Below are 11,406 nucleotides of genomic sequence, written 5' to 3'. Positions count from 1 at the left end.
TCTCCTTTCAGGTCTTTACGAATGTCATTGCCCCCATTATCCTTGACATAGGGGAGGGCTTTTCATGAAGAGTTTGCTTGCATGTCTCGCACTGATGATCGCTGGAATTGCAACCGCTTTATTTATCGGATTCCATGATCATACAGGCAATAAAAAGATTGTTTATGATGACGACCAGGAAGGCCTGCAGGATCAAATCGTGTTTAAATTCAGCCACGTGGTTGCTGAAAATACGCCAAAAGGGCTGGCCGCCAATAAATTCGCTGATCTGGTGAACGAAAAATCAGGCGGGAAAATAAAAATAGAAGTATTTCCGAATGGAAGCCTGTACTCGGACATTGAAGAAATTGAAGCATTGCAAAAAGGCGATGTTCAATTTATCGCCCCCTCCACATCGAAGCTCGGCATGCTCTCGCCTGAATGGGGAGTGCTGGATCTGCCGTATGCTTTTACAGATTACAACGCCGTCAAAAAAGGGCTGAACGGAAGCATCGGCACACAGCTGTTTGATTCTCTAAAGAAAAACCAATTAAAAGGACTGGCCTATTGGACGAACGGCTTTAAGCAAATCACAACAAATCAAGGGCCGGTCAAAACACCGGATGATTTAAAAGGGCAGGATCTGCGCATTATGCAAAGCGATGTGATTGAGGATCAGTTCAAGCTGCTTGGCGCAACACCTCATCAGGAATCCTTCAATTCTACCTTTCAGCTGTTAGAAAACAATGTAGTCGATGGCGAAGAAAATACAATTTCAAACATCTATTCTAAAAAATTTTATAATGTTCAGGACTATTTGACAATAAGCAGCCACGGTTACCTCGGCTACGCTGTCATGACCGATGAACACTTCTGGAAGGCGCAAACACCAGAAACAAGGCGCATTTTGACTGAAGCGATGAAGGAGACGACGGAGTGGAATGAAACGTATGCCGAACAAATGAACAAGGAGCAGCTGGAAGAAATCAAAAAGAACTCTGCTATACATATTTATGAGCTGTCAGATAAAGAGAAACAAGAATGGATGAAGCGTCTTGACCCTGTTTACCGGCAGTATGAGCCCATCTTTGGCCGGGAGCTGATCCGGGAACTGTTGGAGCTGCGAAAAGATTCATAGTTCCCATCTCGATACGCTGTTTTTCGTTTATCTTTCTATCGATCGGAAATATAAAAAAAGATAATCGAAAAAGGAGATGGGTACATGTTTAAGCACACAAAAATGCTGCAGCATCCTGCTAAACCAGATCGTCCAGATCCATTATTCGCTAAAAAAATGCAAGAAATTTTAGGCGGGCAATTCGGAGAAATTTCAGTTGCCATGCAGTACTTATTTCAAGGCTGGAACACAAGAGGAAATGAAAAATACAAGGACTTGCTGATGGATACGGCAACTGAGGAGCTCGGGCATGTTGAAATGATCGCAACGATGATTGCCAGACTTCTTGAGGATGCCCCTCTTGATCAGCAGGAAAAAGCTGCTGAAGATCCGGTCATCGGCTCCATCCTAGGCGGCATGAACCCTCACCATGCGATTGTATCAGGACTTGGCGCCATGCCGGAAAGCAGTACAGGCGTACCTTGGAGCGGCGGTTATATCGTAGCAAGCGGAAACCTGCTGGCAGACTTCCGCGCCAACCTGAATGCAGAATCACAGGGCCGTCTGCAGGTCGCACGCCTGTTTGAAATGACGGATGACAAAGGCGTCAAAGATATGCTCAGCTTCCTGCTGGCGCGTGACACAATGCACCAGAACCAATGGCTTGCCGCCATTAAAGAATTAGAAGCACAGGAAGGCCCGGTTGTGCCGGGTACCTTCCCGAAAGCGCTCGAAAAACAAGAGTTCTCACATCAGCTTATCAATTTCTCTGAAGGCGAAGAAAGCGCCAAGCAAAACTGGCTGAATGAAAAAGCGCCGGACGGAGAAGCCTTTGAATATGTGAAAGAAGCAAAAACGTTTGGAGAAAAACCGGAGTTAAAACCAGCACCGCCTTTTGTTCATAATACACTTCCGGGACGCGAGTAAAGAGACAAGCCCAAAACATGATGTTTTGGGCTTTGATTATGCCTTAAGAACCGTCCAGTCTGGTTCGTACCGGATATCAGGGTTATGTAACAGATCGTGAACGAACGGTTTATCCTCTTCGTACACCGTCACCTCTATCGAAAGAATTACAGCCTTCTGATCGTTTTCCTCGTATATGCTGTCATGTTCGTTCTCCATAAAATGATCGTAGGCTGCTCTGTTTTCCCATACACTGATGATTTCTGCGGTGAGCGGCTCGTCTATCGTTTTTCGCCAGCCGCCGGCCTGTTTGATAAAGCCGCTTATATGCGATAATGCTCCCCACTGTGACTGCGCTTTTGCAAATGCTTCAGCGTTTGGAGCGTCTACTTCACATACAATCCTTTTGATCAGCATGGCTACTCCTCTATGATGACGGTTTCGGCTTGTTTATGCTCCACACAGAGATTTACCGTCCTGACGTAAGAGCGTGTGCGGTGAATCGTGCCTTTCGGGATCAGCAGGCTGTCATTTGCTTTGAGCACCGCGGTTTCTTTGTCTTTAAAATCGATCAGCAGCTCACCTTCAAGAACAATAAACAATTCGTCTGAGTCAGGGTGATGGTGCCAGTCATATTCTCCCGTAAACACCGCAAGGCGCACGCAGTGGTCGTTGACCTCTGAGATTGAAAAATTGGCGTGTTTTTCTTTGACTTCGTTTGCGATGGCGAGCAAGTTTTGCATCTTGGACATTAGCGAAAACCCCTTTTTCACTTATTGTATCTCAATAGCGGCATAAATTGAGAAGATTCCAAAAAAAAGCGATCCAGCTGATGTGCCGGATCGCTTTTTTATTTACAGGTTGTCTGCCTTTATGCTTTTGATTAGTCATTGTTGCGGGCGTTTCCACCTTTTGAGCCAATTTCTTGGTAGAATTCTTTATCATGATTTTTGCTTGTTGCCTCTCCGCCTTTTCGGCCGATTTCTTGATAGAATTCTTTGTCATGGTTTTCACTAGTGGCTTCTCCGCCTTTTTCACCGATTTCTTGATAGAACTCTTTGTCATGATTTTCGCTAGTGGCTTCTCCGCCTTTTTCACCGATTTCTTGATAGAATTCTTTGTCATGGTTTTTGCTAGTGGCTTCTCCGCCTTTTTTCCCAATCTCTTGATAGAATTCTTTGTCATGGTTCTTGCTTGTTGTTTCTCCGCCTTTTCTACCTGCTTCTTCTCTGCTCATTTTGTTATCGTCTGCCATTTTGAATTCCTCCTTTAATTGGTGTTGGTTGTTGTATTCCCGCTATCAATTCTTTTAAACAAACAAAACACATTGGGTGTGTTTCCACTAAAAAAAGCAGGCGGATCGCGGTGTCCGTCTGCTTTCTGCTATTCCATCTCTCGTTCTGTTTCTTTCAGTCGTTCAAGAATGCGCCTCTTTTTGTACAGCATCATGCCTGTCTCGGTAATGTCGTTTAATGTTGAGCGATTGGCAGCCGCGCCAAAGACCATTCCGGCGACCGGCACCATCTGGAAAAGTTTTTTCCAGCCAAACGTGTCTCGATAGCCCAAAACGACTTCTCGCCAGCCTTGGATTTGAGAAGCGACATTCTTATATGTACGGTCTTGATCGTAGTGTTTTAGCTCCTGCAAAATCGATCTTTTGCCGACAACATCAGCCGACGTCAGCTGCAGACATTTCACAATGAAGACGCGTTCTTTTTTCTCCTTTGGGTCATAGCCGTATGCGACTGCGATATCCTGTAATGTTTTTAGTGATAAGCCAAGCACTGCCGGAATGTCTGCCGCCAGCGTAAACACGCCGCCCACACCGGTTGTCGCGCCTTGAACGGTTGCTGCGTTGGTTCTGTTTTTGCCCATTCCTTCCACAATTTCATCCATGACAGGAAGAGGCGCTTTCCGGATGTCCTCCAGCGATTCAAAGATCTCCTCCGGCAGTTTCTTTTGAAACATCCTGATAATCTGTTTTTCAGATGTCAGGTACTGTCCGCCTGTTTGAACAAAGCTGCCGATCTCATCCAAGAGCTTGCCGATCTTTTTCTGAATGAATTCCGGTGTCAGCTTGTCCAGGAGTTGAAACGGGAGACGGCTGAGCTTTTCCCAAAACCAGACTTTTTGCTGATCTTTTTCCCATTTTTCTATCTCTTTTAATTGCTGGTGTAAGTCTTCTTTTCGTTCTGTTGGCACCCAACCCGCACTTCCCTTCCGTTTTTTCTACTATATAGTATACCTTCATTTTTTCGGATGCGTTTTTATTTTTCACCTGCGGGTACCATTTTTATAAAAGGAAAAGGAGTGATAGACATGCCTTGGTCGATGAAGGATTATCCTGCTTCATTAAAAAATCTTGAGAAGCCGGTGAGAAAAAAGGCGATAGACATTGCGAATGCGATGATTGATGAAGGCTATGAGGAAGGGCGCGCGATTCCAATTGCGACAAGCAAAGCGAAGGAATGGGCGGAAAACGCCTCTACAGATGAAATTGATGATTTCCTGACGCATGATGATGAGACAGAACGCGATGCTGATCCAAGCAGCGGCAGCGGCCCCGAGCTCATGAACAAAGCAGAACATGTTATTAAGCATAAAAAAGGCTGGGCAGTCAAAGCTGAGGGCGCCAAACGTGTGTCTGACATCAAGGATACAAAGAAAGAAGCGATTGAACGGGCAAAGGAAATCGCGGCGCATAAAGGCACTGAGGTCATTGTTCATTTAGCTGACGGCAGTGTGCAGAGAAAGATTAAAACAGGATCATAAAGGAATATGCTTTTAAGTGTTTCGAAATGATCAGGAGCGGTTATTGATTGGTAAATCATTTATGAGAGGTGATCATGATGCTTAGCTTTTTGGTTTCATTAGTTGTTGCTATTGTTATCGGATTAATTGGGAGCGCCATTGTAGGAAACCGGCTGCCGGGAGGAATTTTCGGCTCTATGATTGCCGGGCTGATCGGCGCTTGGATCGGGCACGGACTTCTTGGCACATGGGGGCCGAGCCTCGCCGGCTTTGCTATTTTCCCAGCCATCATCGGGGCAGCCATCTTCGTGTTCTTGCTGGGCCTTATATTCCGCGGGCTGCGGAAGGAAGCCTAGACTCATTAGATACAGAAGGCATCGTTTCGAACTGAAACGATGTCTTTTTATATGGGACCTTATCCCGAATCCCTACATATCATGTTACATAACAGGGAAAAATTCAGGAGTGTATTTTGAACATTTTCGGTTGACAAGAAACCGGGATGGTCATATGATGTAGATAAAATAATTTGCCTTAAGGAAACTCTTTGTTGTACGGCAAAAACAAACAGAATTCAGGTGAGACATGATGAACAAGGACATCACAGCACAATCTCCCCGTTCCAAAGCCGTCCAAGATGCGCTTGACGGGAAAATCAGAGGATTCAGAGGGCTGCTCCCTTTTCTCGGCCCTGCATTTATAGCAGCCATTGCCTATATTGATCCCGGCAACTTCGCAACGAATATTTCGGCGGGTTCTAAATACGGATATATGCTCTTATGGGTGATCTTATTTTCTAATATCATGGCCCTTTTAATTCAATCCCTATCCGCCAAACTCGGTATTGCGACAGGCAAAAATCTGCCTGAGGTTGCCCGTGAAGAATTCCCGAAGCCTGTCTCGATCGGATTATGGATTCAGGGCGAGCTGGTTATTATCGCAACTGATCTGGCGGAATTTATCGGAGCGGCTCTGGGACTGTATTTGCTGTTCGGCATTCCGATGCTTGAAGCGTCTATTATAGCTGCGATCGGTTCTTTCGCGATATTGGAGCTTCAGCGCCGCGGTTATCGCTCACTTGAAGCCGGTATTGCCGGTATGCTGTTTGTGGTCGTGATCGCCTTTGCGCTGCAGACCTTTTTCGCAAAGCCTGATGCCGTGTCAGTGATGAAGGGCCTTTTTGTCCCAGCGTTTCATGGCACTGACAGTGTGCTTCTTGCAGCGGGTATTCTTGGCGCAACTGTTATGCCGCACGCCATTTATTTACACTCTGCCCTTACACAACGGCGGGTGATTGGCAAAACTGATGCAGAACGGAAAAAAATCTTTAGGTTTGAATTTATTGATATTTTAATAGCGATGCTGATTGCAGGGGCTATTAATGCAAGTATGCTGATTGTGGCTGCCGCATTATTCTTCAAAAACGGCCTGTTTGTTGAGGATCTCGACGTCGCATTTCAGCAATTCGGACATCTAGTCAGCCCTATGTCTGCGGCTTTATTCGGGATCGGGCTGCTCGTTGCCGGTCTATCCAGTTCGTCTGTCGGCACACTTTCAGGGGACGTGATTATGCAAGGATTTATCAACTACCGCATTCCGCTGTATGTACGGCGTTTTATCACGATCATTCCGCCGATCTTGATCATCGCGTCAGGTGTTAATCCGACGACCGCTCTCGTACTGAGCCAAGTCGTGCTGTCCTTCGGGATCGCCTTTGCCCTCATTCCGCTTATTATGTTTACAAGCAATAAACGGATCATGGGTTCTCTGATCAACGCCAAATGGGTCACAGTGGTGTCTTGGCTGATTGCTGTATTGATCGTTGCTTTGAATGTGTTTTTAATTGTAGATACGTTTCGATAAAAAAACCGGCTTCTAAAGCCGGTTTTTATTTTTTCGCAAAAGCTCATTGATACCCTTTTTGACAGAAATTTGTTATGATAGAAGAAAAATCGGAGTTTTGATGATGTCAGTATTTATTCTGTTTTATTTGTGGATTGTTCCTATTGTTATCGGCATTTTATGTTCTGTTGCTGCCCATAAATCCAAGGGAAAAATGAGAGTCGCGCCCGGCATTGCCATGATCGTGCTCAGTATCATTTCCTTAATCACGGCGTTTACGGCCGGACACACAAATTTCCACGTGTTTATCGGCGGCATGTTTTTATTCGGCACCTTCTTGGTCGGTTCTGCTTTTCCTTTCTTCTTCGGGCTGAAGAAAAAAGAGAAATAAGCTTATAATGAGAAGAGTTCTGTAAGATTTGATAAGAATAAGCATGCAAGGACAAATGCATCTTCCTTTGAAACAAGATGCATTTGTCCTTTTGTCTGTTTCGAGTATGGCGAAATCAGTTCCTAATACATACACCGATCATTTTATGAATTCAAACATGTTATAGCTGAAAATACGTTTGTTTCCAACAAAAAACAGAGGCCTTTTGGGGCCTCTGTTTTTTTAGAATAACCGTTTCAAACTTTTCTTCAGTGACGGCATTTCAAATTTTTGGTTTTCGAAGAAGTTTTTCAGCATGTACTTGCTAAAGCCTTTCGCCTGCCCGTAGGTGATTTTGCCAGGCAGCGGCGGTTCGTTTCCAATCATGACATCCACTACGACAGGTTGGTCAGAGTGCAGCGCCTCATGGAATGCCGGCGCAAGCTCTTCCGCTTTAGTCACTTTGATGCCCTTTGCTCCGCAGCTTTCTGCAAATGCGGCATAGTCGACATTTTGAAGTTTTGTGACATAGTCGATATTGCCTTTGACCTGCTGCTCGTATTCAATCATGCCGAGATTTTCGTTGTTTAAAATGACGACTGTGATCGGGAGCTTATATTTGACGGCGGTCGGAAGGTCCTGCATGACCATAGAAAATCCCCCGTCACCGCAGACGGCGATCGCCTGACGTTCCGGTTCGGACAAGCTTGCTGCAATCGCTCCCGGCAGGCCGCAGCCCATTGTCGCAAGCCAGCTGGAGACGATGAAATCCTGGTTCGCGTTCATTTTGAAATGACGCGCCATCCAGACTGTCACAGTGCCGACATCGACAGAGAGCACCGCATCATTGGCTGCCGCTTCCTGAAGACGGGCCACGACCTGCTGAGGTTTAAGCGGTGTTGTTGCCTCTGTCTCATCTTTTTCAATTTCGTTCCACCAATGCTGCATATGTTCTGTGCAGGCATTCAGGAATCTTCTGTCTTCCTTGCGTTCAATATACTCTGTCAATTCGCGCAGACCGAGAGCCGAATCGCAGACAAGGCCCGCTGTCACCGGATACCGTTTTCCGATTTTTGCCGGGTCTGAATCGAGCTGTATCGCCGGCGTGTCATCTGGCAAATAATCACGGTACGGGAATGACGTTCCGAGCATGATTAATAAATCACATTCCTCCATTGCCTCGTAAGCCGGCTTTGTTCCGATCTGCCCGAGGTTGCCGAGAAAATACGGGTGCTTATCAGGAACAACCCCCTTTGCCGGGAGTGTAACAACGATCGGAGCGGCGGCTTTGTCCGCAAATTCTAAGAGCTCCCGTTTCGCCTTTTTCATTCCCTGTCCTGCCAGGATAATCGGCTTCTTAGCGTTATTAATATATTGGGCGCAGGTGACGAGCTGTTCTTTTTTCGGTTCAAGGTTCCCTTCAATATACACTGGTGAAGTATACACGGGCTCCCGTTTGATTTTCTCCGCAAACAAATCATCTGACACGCTCAATACCGCAACGCCTTTTTTGCTGTAGGCGGTCCTGATCGCCTGATTTAAGAGATCCGGAAGTGATTCTGCGCTATGTACCTCTCTGTTGAACACAGCCACGTCCTCAAACATTTGCTCCAGCTTAATTTCCTGGAAATAGTCCCGTCCGACTTCGCCAGAAGAAACCTGTCCTGCAATCGCCAGCACAGGGGCGCCGTCCGCTTTTGCATCATATAAACCATTTAATAAGTGCACCGCTCCCGGCCCTGCGATTGACAGACAGACTCCGATCTTGTCGGTGAGTTTTGCTTCAGCTGCGGCTGCCAGTGCCGCTACCTCTTCGTGGCGGGTTTGAATGAACTTCAGTTGATTTCTTTCGTGTCTTAATTCTTCAATAAACTCATTTATACTGTCTCCGGGGATGCCGTATACATGATCAACTCCCCATTGCTCAAGCAGCTCTGTCATTACTTGTCCTGCAGTTTTGTGTGCCATAACGTATCCTCCTTTTTCCTTTTTTCAATACCACAGGAGAAAGGCTTTAAAACCCGGAGACCTGAATCACTTGCCCAGTCTTCTTTTCAACAGGTCGATCGCCGCGAGCAACCCTCTATCCTTGACGGTGACATTTACATCTTGAGCGCCGTTCTTGAAATCATTGATCTGCCTTTTTCGGTTCGGCACCATAAAAAGCGGCAAACGCCCCGGGGAAACCCACTTTAATCCCGCTGTCTCTGTGCCGTCAGCCATTGCTTGTCCGCCTGTAATGCTTCCGAAAAACAGATGCTGTTCATCTTGAAACTTTGGCCTTTGGTAAACACCTATTTTCGCAGAAAGCGCTGCATTGTATCCCGTTTCTTCCAATACCTCCCGCACTGCCGCTTCCTCAGCCGATTCCCCGGGATCAACCCTGCCGCCCGGCAAATCCCATAGAGGGACATCTTTTCGTTTCACCAGCAGAATTTGCTGACTTTCGTTCAATACGATCACAAAAGCACCTTGTGTATACACCGCCATACCTCCTTTTCTCGCAAAAAAGGACCAAGGTGATTCCCTTGGTCCTAGAGCTTTACTTTTTAAAATGATACGGCAGTGTGGCAACCATTATGTCCTTTTTCCAGAACAGCCGGACTCTGAGGAGGAAGGCCGATTGGTTGTGAAGGATGGTGTGCCAGCGTTTTTTCGTTATAAATTGCGGAAACAGCACCATAACGGAAAACTGCTCCTTCTTCGCTTTTGCCTCAACTGTTTCCAAAAACTTATCAAACGGATGGACAAGGCTTCTGTACGAGGAGTGAAGCGTAACGAGACGCACGCCGTTATTAAGCTCTTCCCAGCGTTTTTCGAATTTCTTTTCCTGTTCTCTGTCAAATGACACGTGAACGGCGATCACTTGATCGGACAGTGATTTCGCATAGTGAATCGATTTTTGCACGACGGTGGTGACACCGGCCACAGGCACAATCACAACGGTGCCTTTGATTTCTTCCGGCTCTTTGTCTACGATGCGAAGCTGTTCACCAACCGCTGTATAGTGATTTTTAATCGCAAAAAACAGCAAAACGACGATAGGCATAAAGATTAACACAGGCCATACGACATTAAACTTCGTCACAAACAGAATGGATAGAACCATAAATGATATCAGAGCGCCACAGGAGTTGATCAGCATTTTTCCGATCCAGCCTTTTGGTTTTTGCTTGATCCATTTCATGCACATGCCGGTTTGTGAAAGCGTAAATGGAATAAATACGCCCACAGCATATAACGGGATTAAGTGCTCCGTCTGTCCTCCGAATAAGATAATGAGAACAATGGAGGCAAAGCCTAAAAAGATAATCCCATTTGAGAAGCCTAAGCGGTCGCCCCTGACTGTAAACATTCGCGGCATATACTGGTCTCTCGCCAGGTTGAAGGCAAGTTGCGGGAAGGCTGAAAATCCCGTATTTGCCGCAAGAACCAAAATAAGCGATGTGACACCTTGGATGACATAGTAGAACACATTCCGCCCGAAGGTTTCGGACGCAATTTGTGAAACCACCGTTTCATCAGGCTTAGGCGCCGTACCATACCCGTACGCAAGCACCGTGATGCCGGAAAACAGAATCGCCAGCAAAATCCCCATCATCGCAAGCGTTCTTGCCGCGTTTCGCGCAGGCGGGTTTTTGAATGCAGGAATCGCGTTAGAAATGGCCTCAACCCCGGTCAACGCTGAGCAGCCGGAGGAAAAAGCCTTAAGCAGCAAAAACAGCGTAATGCCCGCTACAGGTGTGCCGAGCGGTGTATGATGGGCTGGCTGGTCTATTTGTCCTGTCATGAGTTTAAACAACCCGACCGCAATGAGAACCAAAAGCGCCACCACAAACAGATAAACCGGGTAGGCAAGAATGGATGCCGATTCCGAAAGACCGCGCAGGTTCAAAATCATAATCACTAACACGAGAAAAATAGCGATCGGCACATGATAATCATGCAATGCAGGAAAGGCTGACGTGATGGCGTCCGTGCCTGCGGAAATACTTACCGCTACTGTTAAAATATAATCAACAAGCAATGAACCGCCCGCAATCAATCCCGGTTTTTCACCGAGATTTTCTTTAGAAACGATATACGCCCCGCCGCCCTGCGGATAAGCGTAAATAATTTGCCTGTATGAAAGAATCAGTGCGAGCAGCAAGATGAGAACGCCAACCGCAATCGGAATGGAGTACCAAAATGCGGCAGCACTGATTGTTGCCAAAATGATTAGAATTTGTTCTGTCCCATATGCGACAGATGACAGCGCATCTGAGGAAAGCATAGCCAAGGCTTTTAATTTCGTCAGTTTTTGCTCTCCAGCTGCTTGGGATTTTAGTGGTTTCCCAATCAAAAAACGTTTGATTGAATGATACATCGATGTCTTCCCCTTTTAATTTCTCATTTTTCAATTAAAACAATAAAACATCAGTGTCTTGCTCTCACATGTTGA

At 46.2% G+C, this 11,406-nt stretch carries 14 protein-coding genes; 7 read left to right on the top strand and 7 right to left on the bottom strand.

Annotated elements, in window-relative coordinates:
* The first annotated feature begins 64 nt into the window (after window positions 1-64).
* Both dctB and NYE53_RS02520 read left to right on the top strand, forming a co-directional pair.
* Entirely contained in the window at window positions 65-1,117 is a 1,053-nt protein-coding gene (dctB, locus tag NYE53_RS02525) for a C4-dicarboxylate TRAP transporter substrate-binding protein DctB (RefSeq protein WP_339247074.1), read from the top strand.
* An 84-nt stretch (window positions 1,118-1,201) separates the two neighbouring features.
* Window positions 1,202-2,023: a manganese catalase family protein gene (locus NYE53_RS02520; protein WP_015382816.1), complete on the top strand. Its 822-nt coding sequence runs from the start codon at window positions 1,202-1,204 to the stop codon at window positions 2,021-2,023.
* A gap of 36 nt (window positions 2,024-2,059) precedes the next feature.
* Here the strand turns inward: NYE53_RS02520 and NYE53_RS02515 are convergent, their stop codons facing one another.
* The 4 genes from NYE53_RS02515 to NYE53_RS02500 all read right to left on the bottom strand — a co-directional run bounded on the left by NYE53_RS02515 (window position 2,060) and on the right by NYE53_RS02500 (window position 4,204).
* A complete protein-coding gene (locus tag NYE53_RS02515) occupies window positions 2,060-2,419 on the bottom strand; it encodes a YdbC family protein (RefSeq protein WP_339247070.1) in 360 nt (119 codons plus the stop codon).
* Window positions 2,420-2,421: 2 nt separating this feature from the next.
* Window positions 2,422-2,754 carry a cupin domain-containing protein gene (locus NYE53_RS02510; RefSeq protein WP_339247067.1) on the bottom strand — a complete coding sequence of 111 codons (333 nt, stop codon included), beginning with the start codon at window positions 2,752-2,754 and terminating at the stop codon, window positions 2,422-2,424.
* A gap of 131 nt (window positions 2,755-2,885) precedes the next feature.
* Window positions 2,886-3,257 (bottom strand): glucose starvation-inducible protein GsiB, encoded by a 372-nt coding sequence (gene gsiB, locus NYE53_RS02505; protein WP_003234357.1) that lies wholly within the window; start codon window positions 3,255-3,257, stop codon window positions 2,886-2,888.
* 128 nt (window positions 3,258-3,385) lie between these two features.
* The gene (locus NYE53_RS02500) at window positions 3,386-4,204 is read right to left on the bottom strand and encodes an EcsC family protein (RefSeq protein WP_339247065.1); all 819 of its coding nucleotides are present in this window, start codon (window positions 4,202-4,204) and stop codon (window positions 3,386-3,388) included.
* A gap of 117 nt (window positions 4,205-4,321) precedes the next feature.
* Here NYE53_RS02500 and NYE53_RS02495 point away from each other — a divergent pair, with 117 nt between their 5' ends.
* From NYE53_RS02495 to NYE53_RS02475, 5 genes are all read left to right on the top strand, one after another.
* Entirely contained in the window at window positions 4,322-4,774 is a 453-nt protein-coding gene (locus tag NYE53_RS02495; RefSeq protein ID WP_339247063.1) for a DUF2188 domain-containing protein, read from the top strand.
* A 77-nt stretch (window positions 4,775-4,851) separates the two neighbouring features.
* Window positions 4,852-5,109: a GlsB/YeaQ/YmgE family stress response membrane protein gene (locus NYE53_RS02490; RefSeq protein WP_003246519.1), complete on the top strand. Its 258-nt coding sequence runs from the start codon at window positions 4,852-4,854 to the stop codon at window positions 5,107-5,109.
* Between the two features lie 229 nt (window positions 5,110-5,338).
* The gene (locus NYE53_RS02485; protein WP_046340208.1) at window positions 5,339-6,616 is read left to right on the top strand and encodes an Nramp family divalent metal transporter; all 1,278 of its coding nucleotides are present in this window, start codon (window positions 5,339-5,341) and stop codon (window positions 6,614-6,616) included.
* A 103-nt stretch (window positions 6,617-6,719) separates the two neighbouring features.
* Window positions 6,720-6,986 carry a hypothetical protein gene (locus NYE53_RS02480; RefSeq protein ID WP_009966591.1) on the top strand — a complete coding sequence of 89 codons (267 nt, stop codon included), beginning with the start codon at window positions 6,720-6,722 and terminating at the stop codon, window positions 6,984-6,986.
* Between the two features lie 28 nt (window positions 6,987-7,014).
* On the top strand, window positions 7,015-7,152 hold the full coding sequence (locus NYE53_RS02475; protein ID WP_050496044.1) for a hypothetical protein: 138 nt from the start codon (window positions 7,015-7,017) through the stop codon (window positions 7,150-7,152).
* A 56-nt stretch (window positions 7,153-7,208) separates the two neighbouring features.
* Here NYE53_RS02475 and NYE53_RS02470 read toward each other — a convergent pair whose 3' ends face one another.
* The 3 genes from NYE53_RS02470 to kimA form a co-directional block, all read right to left on the bottom strand.
* The gene (locus tag NYE53_RS02470) at window positions 7,209-8,933 is read right to left on the bottom strand and encodes a pyruvate oxidase (protein ID WP_339247059.1); all 1,725 of its coding nucleotides are present in this window, start codon (window positions 8,931-8,933) and stop codon (window positions 7,209-7,211) included.
* A 66-nt stretch (window positions 8,934-8,999) separates the two neighbouring features.
* A complete protein-coding gene (gene mutT, locus NYE53_RS02465; RefSeq protein ID WP_029726552.1) occupies window positions 9,000-9,449 on the bottom strand; it encodes an 8-oxo-dGTP diphosphatase MutT in 450 nt (149 codons plus the stop codon).
* Between the two features lie 58 nt (window positions 9,450-9,507).
* Window positions 9,508-11,331, bottom strand: a complete 1,824-nt coding sequence (kimA, locus tag NYE53_RS02460) for a potassium transporter KimA (RefSeq protein WP_021481720.1) — start codon at window positions 11,329-11,331, stop codon at window positions 9,508-9,510.
* Window positions 11,332-11,406: the final 75 nt, after the last annotated feature.

It is taken from the genome of Bacillus sp. FSL R5-0523, from assembly GCF_037975295.1.
Taxonomy (GTDB): Bacteria; Bacillota; Bacilli; order Bacillales; family Bacillaceae; genus Bacillus; species Bacillus subtilis.
Note: the sequence above shows the minus strand (reverse complement) of the source record. Positions and strands in the feature narration are given on the sequence as shown.